This is a genomic window from Paenibacillus sp. FSL H8-0122 (assembly GCF_038005345.1).
Classification (GTDB): Bacteria; Bacillota; Bacilli; order Paenibacillales; family Paenibacillaceae; genus Paenibacillus_AQ.
On record NZ_JBBOTB010000001.1, the window covers coordinates 5,559,876 to 5,575,581 of the forward strand.

Genomic DNA, 15,706 nt, shown 5'->3' on the forward strand with positions numbered 1-15,706 from the left:
CTTTCTCTATATTACCCAGAATGAAGGGGGCGGGATTCAGCTCACCTGAAACTCAACTCTATTACGGTATGTGCAGATGCTCCGCACCTTTGCGCTTGCTGCTGTGCCGGAAGGAGTACAGCGGCCAGACGGAGGACAGACCGACTGCCGCTGCACAGGCTACGAACACCGCCACATAGCTTCCGTTCGGCCTGTTCCCCCCACTGATCATCAGACCGCCGGCCGCCGTTCCGAACATCATGCCGATGTTGCGGGATAACGCCAGTAGACTGCTGACCCGGCCAAGCTGCGATTTTGCCGCCAAACCCATAACGATGCTTGTGTTAGGCGAAGTAATCATTCCCATGGCACAGCCGAGCAGCACCACCGGCAGCACCATTGCACCTGTTCTCAGAGCAGGAGAGCCCAGGCCCAGGCCCAGCGCCAGCAGCGTGACACTCATCAGCAGCAGGCCGGCGGTTAGAATGCCGAGCGGCCCTTTACGGTCCGCGATGCTCCCGCTGACAGGGGCAGTTACCACCAGCGCCAGCGGGTAGCCGATCATGATCAGCCCCACCCACGCAGGCTCAGCTCCGGATAGGCGCAGCAGCGAAGGCAGCGCCAGCTGTGCGGCAAAAGCGGCCATATACGTGATAACCGTAATCACAATCCCGGCGGCAAAGCTCCGGTCCGTGAACAGGCTGAAGCCGTTCTCCGCAGGCGGAGAGATGCGCTGAGCGAAACGGGCGTATCCCGTATAACCCGCTGCCAACCCTACCGAGACCGCGAGCAGCAGCAGTACGGATACAGACAGGAACGAGGAGCGGCTGCCGAGATCGAAGGCCACCATCAGCGAAGTAAGACAGACAGCCATCCAGGCTGCTCCGGCCAGATTCATCCTGCCTCCGGCGGTCTCTGTATCCCGGGGAATCAGCCTATGCGCGAGCACACCCACGGCTCCCGCAACAACGGCCAGCAGCCAGAAGTTGCTCTCCCAGGCAAACCACTGAATCAGGAAGCCGCCTAAGGCCGGACCTGCCATCGAACCCGCAGCCACGAAGGTGCTCATCAGCCCCAGCGCCCGGCCCCGCTGCTCCGCCGGGAAGAGCGAGACGATCAAGGCCATGTTGGTTGCCTGATACATGGAAGCCCCGGCCCCCTGCAAGACTCTGAAGCCCAGCAGCATGGCTTCATTCCAGGCCAGCGCACAGCCCAGCGCCCCTGCTGCGAAGGCGAACAGCCCCAGATTATGCACCTTACGGCGGCCGAATCTGTCCCCCAGCCTCCCCATCACAGGCAGCAGCACTGAAATGACCAGCAGATAGATACTGACCACCCACTGTGCAGAGGCCACGGGAATCTGCAAATCAGCGGAAATATCAACCAGCGATATATTGAACATCCCGGCGGACAGATTGGACAGGAACGCCCCGAGACAGATGACCACCTTAACCGCCGTGAGGTTTAAGGCCCGTTCCGGTGACGGCATCGTGAGGCTCACGACAGCTGCTGCAGCACAGGCTGGTTCCAGATCTTCCAGCCCGCTTCAATCTCTGCGGCTGAAGCAACCACGCCGAAGTATCCCTTCATATTTTCCAGCGTCATGTCATGCGCCGCCCGGGAATACGAAGCACAGGCGTCCTGAACCATCACAATCTGATAATCCAGCATGAAGCCGTCCCTTGCGGTTGACTCTACGCACACATTGGTGCTTACGCCAGTCATGATCAGGGTTTCGATCCGCTGTGCGCGCAGCACAGAATCAAGCCGGGTGTTAATAAAAGCGCTGTACCGGTGCTTATTCACGATAATCTCCTCCGGAAGCGGGGACACCTCATAGAATTCAGCGCCCCAGCTTCCCCGGCGGCAGACACCGAGCGAGCCCCGCCCGGAGCGGGACGTCCAGACCAGCGAATCCGTCGCTTTTTCATGAAAGGTCTGGATGTATATGACCGGTACGCCCTGCGTTCTCGCCGCCGCAATCAGCCCGTGCAACTGTGGCATCATCTCCCGTACAGCGGATACATCATTGCCTCCTGAAGCCAGCGCGCCCTCCTCATGGCAATAATCATTCTGAACATCTACTATAATAAGCGCAGTTTTATCGGGGATAATCAGATCGGCAGTTAACTCCATTTTCGTCACCTCTTTCATTTTTGAAGACCTCTGTTTATTTCGCTGTTGTTTGATTCACAAATTGCATATCGACCAGGTCATCATAGGTATACTCGCCTTTGTAGATACCGGTCTTGATCATCACATCCATATCCTTATCCAGCGCCTCCTGCGAGATCACTCCATCCGGGCTCCAGAGCTGATCCTCATACGCCCGGTCAAGCGCAGCCTGAGCAGCAGCCTCCGATAGTGTAGGGAATTCCGCCTTCAGGACACGCATCGCCAGTTCTTTATCCTCCTGGATCACCTTCAGCGCCTTGACGACAGCATTCACCGCCTTCTGTACCGTTTCCGGGTCCTTCTCCAGGGTAGACTTCTTCACACTCAGCACCGAGTAAGCATAGTCACCCAGATCATGGAACTTGTAAAAAGGTTCATCCCACACTCCCTTGCTCATCCCGTCGCTGATCTGCGGCTCCGCGCCGTTCGCAATATCCGCTGCCCCCTGCTGGACCATCGCCACCACCGTGGAGCCGTCCGCCGGCTCCAGTAGCCGCACATCCTTCTGCGGATCAAGTCCAAGCTCCAGCAGCAGATACTGGGTCAGCAGGTTCGGCGTACCGCCATGCCGTCCGGCATTCAATTTCTTGCCCTTCAGGAAGGCTGCCAATTCTTCAGCTGAGCTGCCTGCCGGGGCTGTCCCTTTTTTGGCCATCAGATAGACATTCGCCCGGTTAACCACATTGCTGACCGAGACGATCGGGTCTGAGTTCCCGATATTCGCCAGTGCATTGGACTCCGGCCCGCCGATGACCGCCCAGGCATCCCCGCTGACCACCGAGGTGACATGCGTGCCGCCCGCAGCCTGAAGCATCTCCACCTCCAGGCCCTCCTCCGCAAAATACCCCTCACGCTGCGCCACGTACAGCGGCAAATAACCCGTATAGTGCAGCGGCTCGGCGATAACCAGCTTCTTCAGCTTCTCCGTAACGTTTCCGGCAGCGGCTGCTTCAACTTCAGCATTGCCTTTGCCGCCGCAGCCGGACAGCAGAATTACAGAGGCCAGCAGGACGGCCGACAGCTTCATTTTCGTTACATTCATCATTGGCTTCTCTCCTCTATCTTGTTGAAATGATTGCCTGCATATTAAGCCTTCTTCATCCCATATCCCTTAGACAACCACTTCTCCAGCAACACCACTCCCGCATACATGACCATCGACAGTGCAGACAGAACTACAACGCCTACCCAGACCAGATTAATATCGAGAATAGTACCGGCGTAGATGACCATACGGCCAATGCCATGGCTCGAAGCAATGAATTCACCAACAATGGCTCCGGCCAGTGAGAGGGCAATATTAATCCGCAGGCTGCTGATCATCCAGGGCATTGCCCAGGGAATGACCACTTTGGTGAACACCTGATGCCGCTTCGCCCCGAGCGAATACATCAGCTTCTCCATGTCCTTGTCCACACTCTGCACGCCGCTATGCGCCGACAAGGCCGCCACAACCACAGTCATGGCAAAAGCTAACGCCACCTTCGAGAAGAACCCGATGCCCAGCAGAATGACCAGCACCGGGGCAAGCGCCAGCTTCGGCATGGCGTTGAGCAAGATCAGGAACGGTTCACTGATGCCGGCAAATTTGCGGGACCACCAGAAGGACAGACCGAGCAACGAGCCAATCAGCGTTCCGCCAATGAAGCCGAGAATCGTCGAGCTTGAGGTATAGGCGATATCCTCCAGCAGCGTCCCCTCTGTCATCTGAGTCCAGGTAGTGCTCATAATCCGTACCGGGCTGCTCCAATAATACGAGTCCATCCAGCCAATCCGTGTAAACAGCTCCCAGCAGAGCACGATCAGCAGTGCCACAGACAGCCGCCCGATTCCGATGACCCGCCGCATCTGGCGTCTGGCGGCTTCTTCATCAATGATGACGGGCTCTTTCTGCATTTTGTCCGGCTTGACTGAATAGATCGGGGCGGGCTCCAGCTTGTGAATGACATAGCCTTTCTTTTGTACACTCTCCATGGTTGTCCTCTCCTTCAACAGTTTATGAGTTCTAAGAGATACAGGTCGCAGGCTCCTGGTCGCCGCTTGACAGCAGATTCAGCAAGTGGGCTTTCAGCTCCATGAACGAAGCAGATACCGTATCCTCCTGGTGTCTGGGACGCGGCATATCTACAGAAATCTTGGAGATGATCCTTCCCGGCCGCCCGGAGAAAACATAGATATCGTCAGACAGATAAATGGCTTCATCTATATCATGAGTGACGAATAACACTGTCTTGCGGAAATCTTCCCAGAGCTCCAGCAGCCAGTTCTGCATCGTCAGCCGGGTCTGGGCATCCAGTGCGCCAAAGGGCTCGTCCAGCAAAATAATATCCCGCTCATACAGCAGCGTACGGAGCAGCGCTGCCCGCTGGCGCATCCCGCCGGACAGCTCTGCCGGGTAATGTCCGTCGAAGCCCTTCAGTCCATAGCGGTCCATCAAGGGCTTGGCCCGGGCTACCGCTTCCTTGCGCGGCACCCCGCGAATCTCCATGCCCAGAATAATGTTGTCCAGAATCGTCCTCCAGGGAAGCAGCATATCCTTTTGCAGCATATACCCGACATATCCGGTCTTTCCTACGATATCCTCTCCGTCTGCAAGCACACGGCCGGTGGAGGGCGGAATCAGGCCCGCGATAATATTGAACAACGTGGACTTGCCGCAGCCGCTGGGACCGATAATACTGACAAATCTGCCTTGTTCTATGGAGAGATTCGTCTCCTGCATGGCCATAATCTCCTGGCCGTCACGGCGGAACCACTTGCTGACACCGGCAATCTCAATTTTGGTTTTCATAGAATCAGCTCCTTAAGGAAGTAATAGAATAATGACCATAAACAAAAAGCCGCCAGCTTTGGACACAGCCCCGCAGGGAAATGTCCGAAAACTGACGGCAGGCCGGCTCTCCGAAAGATCAGAGTTCCAACGTAGCGTTCAGATAATGCTCAAGGTCCTTCTCCAAAATTATGATCGTACCGGAATACTCGGTCTCCACATCATAATCTTTAAGAACAGCCTTAATATTGACTTGAAATTCATCCAGAAATGCCTGCTTGATCTCACCTTTGAATACTTCATGCAGCACCAGATTCATCTGGCGGCTTGCCGCGGGATCATGGGTATCCAGCACCTTGAGTACGGGCACCCGGCTATTAATGGATAAAATAATAATCTTGTTCCCCACAAAATCGACCTTCTGCTGCTTGACGCCGGCGTTAAACAGCTTCTTGTTGATTTCGTTGTAAATCCGTAGAATATCCTGTTTCCATTGTCCGGCGGAAGCGATCATTAGCGATCACACCTTTGCTGCAATAGATTGTGTTATGAAATGTGACTTACAAGCAACTATATCGCCTTTTTGCCCACCGCTTATACATCATTATAGATAAAAATAAAGACTTGTCAATAAAAATACGGAAGATAATATAACATAAACAAAAGAAATATATATATTATGATAGAATATATAACATTTAAGTTGCCGGGTTCGCGCGAAGCTCCTCTAGCAGCTCCATGACTTCCGATTCTTCAACCGGAACAGAATAAGAACCGCCGGCAAAACGCTTCATCCGCCCGATGCCGTCCTGGAAGACGAAGCGAATGCGGCCATTGCGTACTTTTTTGTCTGTATACATCTTGTCCACTAGCGCCCGGTTTGAAATGTACTCTGGAAGCTCTGTCGGCAGACCCGCCTTCTTCAGCAAAGCCACTACACGGGCAGCCTGTTCCTCCGTCATATAACCAAACTTCACACCCAGCTTCGCCTGGATGACCAGCCCCACTGCAATGGCCTCGCCATGCAGCAGCCGGTAACCGCTGAGCGCCTCAAGCGCCCGGCCTGCCGTATGCCCCAGATTCAGAATCTGCCGCAGATTACTTTCATGCTCGTCCTGCTCTACCACTTCATATTTGATCCGGCAATTCGTCAGCGCAAGTTGCTCGCACACCCCGGCATAAAGGATCAGCTCCCCTTCTTCCGTAATGATTCTGTCCATGTTCGCTTCCAGATAGCTGAAGAACTCCTCATCACTCATACAAGCGTGCTTGATGGTCTCGGCCAGACCGCTTCTGAACTCACGGGCCGGAAGTGTACGCCAAGCGGCCAAATCTATGTATACTTTACGGGGCTGGTGAAAGACGCCGATCAGGTTGGTGGCGACAGGGGTATTCACGCCTGTTTTGCCGCCAACGGAGGCATCTGCTGCTGCCAGCAAGGTGGTAGCATAATTCAGACTAGGCACTCCCCGGCCAAAGGTCCCTGCCACAAAACCCGCCAGATCCGTCACCGCTCCGCCGCCTACCGCAATGATGCAGCAATCCCTGCCGTAGGCCTGGCTTAGCATTTGGTCCTCCAGCATTGCCTTCGTCTCCCGGGTCTTCGAGCTCTCGCCCGCCGGAAAGGAGAACAATTCCACTTGGAATCCCTCATGACGTAACAGCTCCAGCAAAGGACGGCCATATAACGGCTCCACCGTAGAGTCTGTAATGATCGCATATTTACTGGCTCCCTCTATCAGCCCCTGCCGCAAATCGCGGACTAATGAGGCAAACAAATGCTCACCGATCTCAATAGAGTAAGAGTGATCGACGACTTTTTGGAGTGTGACTTCAAAGCTCTTGGACATGGGTTGAGCCCCTTTCATCTATAGATTGTCTGCGCCAGCGTGACTTCTTATCCATTCATTCCTCGAAATACTTCCACCATTCCACCAGCCAAGGCTCATCTACACCGCGTAGGCGGAATTCCTCCAGCAGCACCCGGCGGACCCGCTTCTCCATCTTCACAAAGCTGTTATCCTCCTGGTACATTGGCGCGTAGGACAGATCTTCTGATAGGTATTGCCGGAAGTCCTTCATGCAATCAAGCACCCTTTTCCCCACTGGAAGCTGCTCTGCTACCTGTACAAGCCATTTATCATACGGATAGGGGTAACCCTCCACCGTGATGGCACAGCGTAAGGCCTGCTTGAACACCTCCACCGCCTGAAAAAGAATCGGAAAAGCCTCTCCCCGGCGCACGGGATTATCCAGGCTTTTGGCAGCACTCCGAAGGTCTATGTATGTCTTCTTCCGCAGACTCAGCAGAAGGTCTGAGGGCAGCGGAACCGCTTGCGTGAACAACGCCTTCAGGTCCAGCGGATCTTGATAAAGACAGGAGACCGATGCATTCCACAACCAGTCCAGTTGTCCCATTCCCAGCGCCTGCTCCAGCTCCGATAACTTGAGCAGGGTGTAATGTCCTGTTTTGCCGCTGGGCAGGTGCACATCGACAAACAAGCTGCTTCTCTCCGGGATCAGCCCGGCCTGTTCGAACCGGCTTGTAATCGGCTCATAGCGTTCATCCTGGCAGACCAGAATCAGATCTACATCCGAGCTGTCGTCCACAATCCCCAAGGCCGTTGATCCATCCAGCAGGATGCTGATATTCCCGCAATCTTCCGTAAGCAGCGGGTGATTCAGAATATGAGTGCTGATATAGCTGCCAATTTCCTGAAGTAATTCGCTATGCCGCTGCCGGTTGTCCGGCTTCAGCAGCAGACTGGATAGACTTGCCGTCCAGAGCACACGCTTCCCTCCCCCTCATAGAATTTCCGCTCCCTGCAACCAACCGCACAGAACATATTTCCGGAATATTATAACATAATTTAGGAGAGTTACTGTCTGCATTGTCTCATAGTGTATATTCGGTTTGCCGTATGATGATAGGAAGGGAGACCTTGAGAAGAATGAGCGATGAAACGATTTATAGCCATGAGGATACGCTGAGGATACTGGACTCTATTTTCCGGGACTAGGGGGCATGGCGGGATGGATTCTATGCGGATAAGGAGAAGGGTATTCCTTTTTTCCGGGATTGTCCGGATGCCAGACGGAGCAGAGTGAGAAGCTGTTCGGTGAAGCTTTTCTGTGGACGGCTTTGTTCCGAAAAAGATAATTAGCGCCTCATTCCCACACAGTCGTTCGTATTCTGTAGGCGCTGGAACAGTAGTAACTGTATTTTGTACAATGGAATGCGGTTAAAATGGCATCGAAATAGATTCTATTGTATTCGGTACATTTGAATGTTGAAAAAAGGCCATCTTTCGCCCAATATGCAATATTCCGCTGTATGAAATACAATAGAATCTCATTGCACGGTCAACGATGAGTTTTCTATTGCAGGAAATACAATCAGCCGCTTTCAATTCAAGCGTAGAAGTCGTCGATGGGTGCAGAATCTGCCTGATATCATCGTTCATGCCTCCATTAAGGTACAAGCGATTAGCTTAAGTGCAATCTGTACAACTAAATCGTCTGATGTGCCGTCGGATAGCCGTTTAGCTGTAGTTCGTACAACTAAAATCCCTTTATATCTGGGTTCTCGCCCACTCAGGCAAATTTAGTTGTACAGACTACAGTTAGGAGAGGAATGATTGCCATTTCAAGGCTTTTAATTGTACAGAATACACTTATCTCTGAATGTCTCCTTCAAACACAGACCCACACATTACAGCGTTAGCGTAATGAACCAACTTCTATAGTTCACACACGAAACTCCGCATCATCCTGCACGTGGCAGGCGGGGCGCCCTGTAACCCATGCGCCCCGCCTGCCACGTGCAGCTTAACTACCTCCGTCTATCGCACCCGCTCCATAAACAGCCGCCCCGCATACTCGCTGATCAGCTCACGCAGCGCCAGCTTGCGGCTCCATCCCGCCGGGATGCCACTGAGCCCATAGTAGGCTCCTGCGATCTGGCCGTAGATGGCACCGGTGGTGTCGGCGTCATTGCCGAGATTCACGGCAAGCAGCGCGCCCTCTGCAAAGCTGTCCGACTTGTGGAATGCCCACAGCGCTGCTTCCAGCGACTCCACAACATAGCCCGAGCCTTGAATCTGCGGCGGCTCTTTCAGCTTGTAGGAGCCTTGCTTGATATTCAGCATATGCGGCGTAAGGGCATCCTCGTCCAGCCATTCGCGGAAGGCATCCGGCGCCAGCATCTCCTGCTTACTCCAGCCGTGCAGCCCGGCGAGAATATAGGCCGCGAGCAGGCGGCAGGCAGCAAGACACTCGGCGGCCCCGTGCGTGGTTCTTGAACTCATGGCTGCATAGCGGATCGCCTCAGCGGGCTGCTCCGCGTAGTACATCATCACCGGAGCCAGACGCATAATTGAGCCGTTCCCGGCAGAAAACGGGTCCTCTGAACCGCTGTACGCCTCCCCGCTTGCTTCATACCGGTGCAGCGCTTCGCGCGTTGCGTTGCCGATATCGAAGCATCTGCCGGTGCTGCTAAGTGCTCCTTCGCGGTACCATTTCACATAACGCTGCATTTGATCTGCCGGATCGAAGCCCTGCATGGCAAGCAGACTCTCCGCAAGACAGAGCGCCATCGAGGTGTCATCTGTCCACTGGCCCGGCTGCAGAGCGAACACCCCGCCGCCGACAATATCTGTCATTGGCTTGAAGGTTCCGGGTGCCTGGAATTCTACAGTTGTGCCCAGCGCATCCCCGGCGGCCAGCCCCTGCAGGCAGCCCTGATAACGGTCCATCGTCAATGTCACTTGGTCTCCCCCTTCCCGGAAGCTTCCTGGCCGCACTTATTCGCCGGGATACTTCAGCCCCCACTGCGCCCGGACTTCATCCAGCAGCTTCATCAGGGCTACGGATTCATCCAGCGTCATCACCGGGCTCTCGGTAAGTCCGGCCTGAAGACAACGGCCTACCTCTTCCGCCTCGAAGCAGTACCCGACTGAAGCGCGGTCATCTTCGAACCTCTCCGCCAATTCGCCGTTCACATAGAGCTCGGCCGATTTCGGATTAACCAGGGTGCCATTGACCACGATACGGCCTTCCGTTCCATAGATATAGGCTTCATCGTCCAGATTCAGCCGGATGCCGGCATTGAGTGAAGCAGATACGCCATTCCCGTAGGACAGCAGCAGCGAGAAGTGCTCATCCACGCCGGTCTCCCCGATATGAACGGTGCTGGCGATCGACTCTGGATGAGGTCCGAGAACCATCGAGGTGAAGGAGACCGGATAGATGCCGACATCCAGCAGCGCACCGCCGCCAAGGGCCGGATTCAGCAGACGCCCCTCCGGCTTCCAGTCAGAACGGAACCCAAGGTCCGCCTTCACCAGCTTCACCTCACCGATGCGCCCGGCGGCCAGCCATTCCCTCACCTTCACATGTGCCGGGATATACCGGCTCCACATCGCTTCCATGAGGAACAGCTTATGCTCCCGGGCATAGGCCACGACTTCCTCCAGTTCAGCACTGTTAACGGTAAAAGGCTTCTCGCATAGCACAGCCTTGCCTGCACGCAGCGCGAGCAGCGCGTTCTCACGGTGGAACGGATGCGGTGTGCCGATATAGATGGCGTCCACATCAGGATCGTTAACCAGCTCTTCGTAGGTGGCGTATGCGACAGGAATGCCGTGATCGGCTGCGAATTTATCCGCGCTCTCCTGCGAGCGCGAGCCGACTGCATAGGCCACCCCATTGCTGGCGTGGGCCAGATCTGTGGCGAACTGATGGGCGATCCAGCCTGTGCTGAGAATGCCCCATTTTATCGTGTAAGCGTTATCTTCTGCCATAGTAATCTCCTCCTCTTAATGAAGCTCAGGTCCCTCTGATTCTATCAAAATCTCCCTGTTGTGTACATGTCCGCATCCCGCCGGAACCCTCCAGCTCCATACAGATATGTATTATAGCCCGAACAACAAATTCAGGCGCTCCTCCGAATAACCATCCTCCCCGCGCCAGTTGGCTACAGCGTTGAAGTCATTGTCTCCGCCCCGCCCCTGGCGCGGCTCCTCCTGCGGCACGAGAATACCGGCGTAGCCCCAGATCTCCATCACCACATCCCGTTCATGCTGGTTCGAGGGGAATATATCCTTCCAATGCTTCTCCAGCTTCCGTGCACCGTCCTTGCTGCCGCATAGCTTCACGGCTTCGGCCATATCCCGCAAAATACGAAGATCCTGCGGAGTAGCCTCCACCTCCTCTTCCCTGCTAAACAGCTCCAGATCGAGCCAGCAATACAGCAGCTTATTAAGGCGGATGCCGCCCCATTTGACCCGCTCGAAATTGAGCACATTCAGATCCACACCGTTGTACTGCTGATCAGACATCAGGTGCCTGGCATCACAAGCAGCACAACTGCTATACCTTGGCTGCTCAGCGGGCGGCTGGGCGTAGGCATGTGCAGCCAGCTCCGAGGTCAAGGCCCAGCTGGACAAGGCGCTCCGCAGATGAACCTTCCGGGTAGACAGGCTATGCAGGAAGGCAGCCGCCACCTTGTCCCGGGTCACACTTCTGCTGTGCAGCACCCGCAGCTTCTCCACCAGCTCATCATGGGTGATCGTGAGGGGATCGAACATAACCCCCTTGCTCTTCGCATAGTCGAAATCCTCACCGGAAAAAGGCCCGTACGTCCCCTTCCAGCCGCTCGCGCTCCAGAATGATTTTTGCAGTATGGTCTTGGCCTTTCGGTCCATATATCTTAGCTCCCTTCCTTACCTGATGGTCCTGTGGAATGATTATGTATCTCTTATATTTAACCTGGAGGCGGGAATTTGCACCGTCAGCGGGAATTCGCCAGTTCTGAGAGCATTCTCTCACCGACCGCTTGTATGGATAGCATACGTCCATCTCACCGCAGCAGCACCGATTGTGTTCGGTTTATCGTCTACATTCCTCTCATCCGCCCAGCATCGGCTTAATGTAATCGGTTTTTCGATTACATTCCAGCCATACGCCCTGCGCCAGCCCAATGTAATCGGTTTTTCGATTACATTTCGGCCACACGCCCTGCGCCGGCCCAATGTAATCGGTTTTTCGATTACATTCCGCTCATCCGCCCCGCGCCAGCCCAATGTAATCGGTTTTTCGATTACATTCCAGCCATACGCCCTGCGACAGCCCAATGTAATCGGTTTTTCGATTACATTCCAGCCATACGCCCTGCGCCAGCCCAATGTAATCGGTTTTTCGATTACATTCCAGCCATACGCCCTGCGACAGCCCAATGTAATCGGTTTTTCGATTACATTTCGGCCATACACCCCGCGCCAGCCCAATGTAATCGGTTTTTCGATTACATTCCGGCCGTACACTCCGCGCCAGCCCAATGTAATCGGTTTTTCGATTACATTTCGGCCATACACCCCGCTCCAGCCCAATGTAATCGGTTTTTCGATTACATTCCAGCCATACGCCCTGCGCCAGCCCAATGTAATCGGTTTTTCGATTACATTTCGGCCATAGGCCCCGCGCCAGCCCAATGTAATCGGTTTTTCGATTACATTCCGGCCGTACACCCCGCGCCAGCCCAATGTGTTCGCTTTTCCACATACATCCTCCACAGCCCCCGCCGCCGCAACAGCCCAAGTTACATCAAAAACCCTCCCCGCCAGCCGCGAATCCACGGCAGACGGGGAGGGTCCTCTCTAACTTCTATGTTATTTCTTAAGCTCTAGCTCCAGGCGCACCTCAAGGTTGTTCTCGGTACTGAGCACGATGGAATGCGGATTGCTGAGGCCGAAATCCTCGAAGGTTACGGTAGTCGTACCCGACAGCTTAAGCTCTCCGCCGCTATATGCGGCCTGCGAGTCGAACGTCACTTCCTTCTCAATGCCCTTCACAGTCAGCGTACCCTGCAGTTGTACCGGCACCGCCGTCCCTTCTGTCCATTCCTTCGGCAGCTCCGAGAAGGACTTCACCGTGAAGGTGGCTTCCGGGAACTCTGCCACGGACAGGAAGTCTGCTCCCTTGACATGCTCGTCCCGCTGGGCGGTTCCCGAATCAAGCGCGCTCATGTCGACCGACCCTTCGCCGGTCATCGCGGAGGCATCCTCCAGATTCACCTTCCAGGTGCCCTTCACGGAAGGATCTACGAAGTTAACCGTTTCTTTGGATGTGGTTACGGACCAGTAGACCTTGGACGGCTCTGCAATGTTCCAGGTTCCGTTCAACTGCTCCGGCGTTACAGCAGCAGCGGCGGCAGCCGCATTGGCCGTTCCTTCCTTCTGGGCTCCGCTGTCCTGCGCCTGCTCAGGAATCACCGATTCAATCTCCACCTTATTGCCAAGGCTGTTGTTCACTAAGATGAAGGCGGTGATGGCTCCTGCAATAATTACAATGGCTGCGGTTATAGCGACTGTCCTCTTCTTCATACGATCTCCTCCATTCCATATTCTTATCTCTGCTCTATTGGCTTGGCTCCCATTCTACCAAAGCAATATGTCGGGAATAAGTCAAAGCATACTAGCCTGCATATGTGTTAGAATTGTCGTAATTTTAGTTAAGGGACTGAAGCTCATGCAATCGATACTAATCGTAGAGGATGAAGAAGCCATCGCGCGGGTGCTTAGTGCCTATCTGCGAAAAGCAGGCTTTCACGTCACCCGGGCCGCAGACGGCCGGAGTGCCCTGGACGCCTTCGGGGAGGCGCCTCCCTCGCTGGTCCTGCTCGATATCATGCTACCGGCGATGGACGGCTTCGAGCTGCTGCAGCTCATCCGTGAGCGGAGCAGCTGCCCGGTCATCATGCTCACCGCCCGCGACGGGATCAAGGACCGGCTGGCGGGTCTGGACGGCGGGGCGGATGACTATATGTCGAAGCCCTTCATCCCCGAGGAGGTGGTCGCAAGGGTGCGGGCGGTGCTGCGCCGCCCTTCGCAGTGGTCGGACGGCAGCCGCAAGCGCCACTACGGCAGCCTGTTCATCGACTTCTCGGCCCGCAGCATCTTCCTGAACGGGGCAGAGGTCAGCCTTAGCCCGCGCGACATGTCGGTGCTCTTGTTCCTGGCCGAGCGGCCGAATCAGATCTGCACCCGTGACCAGCTGCTGGAGCATGTATGGGAGATGGATTACGAGGGAAGCGACCGGGCCGTTGATCTCTCCATCAAAAGACTGCGCCAGGCGCTCTCGCACTGGCCGGAGGACGAGGGCGAGATCCGCACACTGAGAGGAACGGGTTATCAATTATGGACAACATAAAGAAGAGTAAGAAGAACAGCAGCAGGAAGAAGAAGACTACCTCCATTCTTACTTACTGGACTCTGCGGTATCTGCTGATCATCAGCATCGGGCTGCTGGTGACGGCGCTGTTCACCTTCTGGTGGATGCAGCAGGAGGCGATGAGCAACCGGATGCAGACGACCGGCCTGCTGGCGCAGGAGATCGCTGACCGGAGCGTGGATACAGACGGTCAACTAGCGATTACCGGGGGCCTGAATAGGCTGGTTGAGGACCGCAAACGCTTCTTCAAAGTAACTGAGGAGATGTGCGTAATCATCACCGGACCCGAAGGCGAGTTGCTATACTCCCAGCCCCCGATGACGGACGAGGAGATGCGATATAAGCTCAATGATACCCTGACCGATTCGCGGACCTCGGAATACAAAGCCGCTGCCGCTCAGATCCAGGGGGACCAGGGCACGCTGGGGCAGGTGCTGGTTATGCAGTCCAAGCGCTCCCTGCGTCATATTCCGACAGAAGAGATCACCTTCTTCTCGATTATCATCGTCTTCCTGATTATCCTAAGCTGGCTGACAATCTATCTCTTGTCGGTCAAGCTGGCCAAGCCGGTTCAGCGGGTGGCTGCCGCCGCCGCGCAGATCAGCAGCGGCCAATATAATATCGCGCTTGAGACCGGGGCCAAAGAACGTGAGATTCACGAGCTGCTCGTCTCCTTCCAGGAGATGGCAGGCAAGCTGCAGCAGTTCGAGCAGTCGCGGGCCATCATGCTGGCCGGCGTGTCCCATGAGCTCAAGACGCCGGTCACCTCGATCAAAGGACTGCTCCATGCGGTCCGCGAGGGCGTTGTCGAAGGCGAGGAGGCCGGGGAATTCCTCGATATCGCTCTGCTTGAGACCGGGCGGCTGCAGCATATGGTCGCCGATCTGCTGGACTACAATGCGCTGACAGCGGGCATGGTTGCCGTCCGTCATGATAAGCTCGAAGCAGCCCCGCTGCTGGAGGAAATTCTCTATCAATGGATGCTGACCCAGAGCGAGGAGGTCAGTAAGCCCATCCTGCTGCTGCCGGAGACTCCGCTTGTACTGCGGGGAGACCCGCTGCGCATCCAGCAGATTATTGTGAATCTGCTGGGCAACAGCCTGCAGGCGAAGATGCCTGAACGCAAGCTTCAATTGAAGCTTGACCTTACGGCTACGCCGCAAGGTCATGCCGAAATCACTGTTACGGATAATGGGCCGGGCATCCATCCGGACAGCCGGGAGCGGATCTTCGAAGCGTTCTACCGCAGCTCGGGCAAGCAGAGCCTGCTTCGCGGACTCGGGCTGGGCCTGACCTTCAGCAGACTGCTGGCCGAAGCCATGGGCGGCAGCCTGGAGCTGGGCAGCAACCCGCCGCAGGGCTGCACCTTCGTGCTGCGGCTCCCGCTGGCAGAGTAATGAACCGGGGAAGCGCGTTATAGTCCAGCACCCCGCTGCGTGGTATAATCAACTGACTACAAGTGGAAACGGTATTGCCGTCCTTTTAAAGGACGGTACCGTTTCAGCGAGAAATAGAAAGATAATGTATAGCGTGAAACCTATACATTTTTATATT

At 55.3% G+C, this 15,706-nt stretch carries 15 protein-coding genes; 2 read left to right on the forward strand and 13 right to left on the reverse strand.

Annotation, left to right across the window (positions count from 1 at the left end):
* Window positions 1–61: 61 nt before the first annotated feature.
* From NSS64_RS23965 to NSS64_RS24025, 13 genes are all read right to left on the reverse strand, one after another.
* Window positions 62–1,480, reverse strand: coding sequence for an MFS transporter (locus NSS64_RS23965; RefSeq protein WP_341141763.1), 1,419 nt, complete (start codon window positions 1,478–1,480; stop codon window positions 62–64).
* Window positions 1,477–2,133 (reverse strand): cysteine hydrolase family protein, encoded by a 657-nt coding sequence (locus tag NSS64_RS23970; RefSeq protein WP_341141764.1) that lies wholly within the window; start codon window positions 2,131–2,133, stop codon window positions 1,477–1,479. Before NSS64_RS23970 ends, NSS64_RS23965 begins: the two co-directional genes overlap by 4 nt.
* Before the next feature lie 16 nt (window positions 2,134–2,149).
* A complete protein-coding gene (locus NSS64_RS23975; RefSeq protein ID WP_445667810.1) occupies window positions 2,150–3,199 on the reverse strand; it encodes an ABC transporter substrate-binding protein in 1,050 nt (349 codons plus the stop codon).
* Between the two features lie 41 nt (window positions 3,200–3,240).
* Window positions 3,241–4,050 carry an ABC transporter permease gene (locus NSS64_RS23980; protein WP_445667849.1) on the reverse strand — a complete coding sequence of 270 codons (810 nt, stop codon included), beginning with the start codon at window positions 4,048–4,050 and terminating at the stop codon, window positions 3,241–3,243.
* A 109-nt stretch (window positions 4,051–4,159) separates the two neighbouring features.
* Entirely contained in the window at window positions 4,160–4,945 is a 786-nt protein-coding gene (locus NSS64_RS23985; RefSeq protein ID WP_341141766.1) for an ABC transporter ATP-binding protein, read from the reverse strand.
* A gap of 118 nt (window positions 4,946–5,063) precedes the next feature.
* Window positions 5,064–5,438 (reverse strand): Na-translocating system protein MpsC family protein, encoded by a 375-nt coding sequence (locus NSS64_RS23990; RefSeq protein ID WP_340978618.1) that lies wholly within the window; start codon window positions 5,436–5,438, stop codon window positions 5,064–5,066.
* A 184-nt stretch (window positions 5,439–5,622) separates the two neighbouring features.
* Window positions 5,623–6,774 carry a 3-dehydroquinate synthase gene (gene aroB / locus NSS64_RS23995; RefSeq protein WP_341141767.1) on the reverse strand — a complete coding sequence of 384 codons (1,152 nt, stop codon included), beginning with the start codon at window positions 6,772–6,774 and terminating at the stop codon, window positions 5,623–5,625.
* A 55-nt stretch (window positions 6,775–6,829) separates the two neighbouring features.
* Window positions 6,830–7,714: a hypothetical protein gene (locus tag NSS64_RS24000; RefSeq protein WP_341141768.1), complete on the reverse strand. Its 885-nt coding sequence runs from the start codon at window positions 7,712–7,714 to the stop codon at window positions 6,830–6,832.
* Window positions 7,715–8,766: 1,052 nt separating this feature from the next.
* Window positions 8,767–9,690, reverse strand: coding sequence for an ADP-ribosylglycohydrolase family protein (locus tag NSS64_RS24005; protein WP_341141769.1), 924 nt, complete (start codon window positions 9,688–9,690; stop codon window positions 8,767–8,769).
* Between the two features lie 36 nt (window positions 9,691–9,726).
* Window positions 9,727–10,725 (reverse strand): Gfo/Idh/MocA family protein, encoded by a 999-nt coding sequence (locus NSS64_RS24010; RefSeq protein ID WP_341141770.1) that lies wholly within the window; start codon window positions 10,723–10,725, stop codon window positions 9,727–9,729.
* A 111-nt stretch (window positions 10,726–10,836) separates the two neighbouring features.
* On the reverse strand, window positions 10,837–11,628 hold the full coding sequence (locus NSS64_RS24015; RefSeq protein WP_341141771.1) for a hypothetical protein: 792 nt from the start codon (window positions 11,626–11,628) through the stop codon (window positions 10,837–10,839).
* A 120-nt stretch (window positions 11,629–11,748) separates the two neighbouring features.
* Window positions 11,749–12,495, reverse strand: coding sequence for a hypothetical protein (locus NSS64_RS24020; RefSeq protein ID WP_341141772.1), 747 nt, complete (start codon window positions 12,493–12,495; stop codon window positions 11,749–11,751).
* Between the two features lie 96 nt (window positions 12,496–12,591).
* Complete coding sequence (locus NSS64_RS24025) at window positions 12,592–13,305, reverse strand: YceI family protein (RefSeq protein ID WP_341141773.1); 714 nt, start codon at window positions 13,303–13,305, stop codon at window positions 12,592–12,594.
* Window positions 13,306–13,450: 145 nt separating this feature from the next.
* Here NSS64_RS24025 and NSS64_RS24030 point away from each other — a divergent pair, with 145 nt between their 5' ends.
* Both NSS64_RS24030 and NSS64_RS24035 read left to right on the forward strand, forming a co-directional pair.
* Entirely contained in the window at window positions 13,451–14,131 is a 681-nt protein-coding gene (locus NSS64_RS24030; protein ID WP_340943982.1) for a response regulator transcription factor, read from the forward strand.
* Window positions 14,119–15,549 (forward strand): HAMP domain-containing sensor histidine kinase, encoded by a 1,431-nt coding sequence (locus tag NSS64_RS24035; RefSeq protein ID WP_341141774.1) that lies wholly within the window; start codon window positions 14,119–14,121, stop codon window positions 15,547–15,549. Before NSS64_RS24030 ends, NSS64_RS24035 begins: the two co-directional genes overlap by 13 nt.
* Window positions 15,550–15,706 lie beyond the last annotated feature (157 nt).

Coding starts and splice junctions, on each gene's coding strand:
- NSS64_RS23970 (WP_341141764.1), bottom strand. CDS start 2,133: ATGAAAGAGGTGACGAAAATGGAGTTAACTGCCGATCTGATTATCCCC.
- NSS64_RS23975 (WP_445667810.1), bottom strand. CDS start 3,199: ATGATGAATGTAACGAAAATGAAGCTGTCGGCCGTCCTGCTGGCCTCT.
- NSS64_RS23980 (WP_445667849.1), bottom strand. CDS start 4,050: ATGCAGAAAGAGCCCGTCATCATTGATGAAGAAGCCGCCAGACGCCAG.
- NSS64_RS23985 (WP_341141766.1), bottom strand. CDS start 4,945: ATGAAAACCAAAATTGAGATTGCCGGTGTCAGCAAGTGGTTCCGCCGT.
- NSS64_RS23990 (WP_340978618.1), bottom strand. CDS start 5,438: ATGATCGCTTCCGCCGGACAATGGAAACAGGATATTCTACGGATTTAC.
- aroB (WP_341141767.1), bottom strand. CDS start 6,774: ATGTCCAAGAGCTTTGAAGTCACACTCCAAAAAGTCGTCGATCACTCT.
- NSS64_RS24010 (WP_341141770.1), bottom strand. CDS start 10,725: ATGGCAGAAGATAACGCTTACACGATAAAATGGGGCATTCTCAGCACA.
- NSS64_RS24015 (WP_341141771.1), bottom strand. CDS start 11,628: ATGGACCGAAAGGCCAAGACCATACTGCAAAAATCATTCTGGAGCGCG.
- NSS64_RS24025 (WP_341141773.1), bottom strand. CDS start 13,305: ATGAAGAAGAGGACAGTCGCTATAACCGCAGCCATTGTAATTATTGCA.
- NSS64_RS24030 (WP_340943982.1), top strand. CDS start 13,451: ATGCAATCGATACTAATCGTAGAGGATGAAGAAGCCATCGCGCGGGTG.
- NSS64_RS24035 (WP_341141774.1), top strand. CDS start 14,119: ATGGACAACATAAAGAAGAGTAAGAAGAACAGCAGCAGGAAGAAGAAG.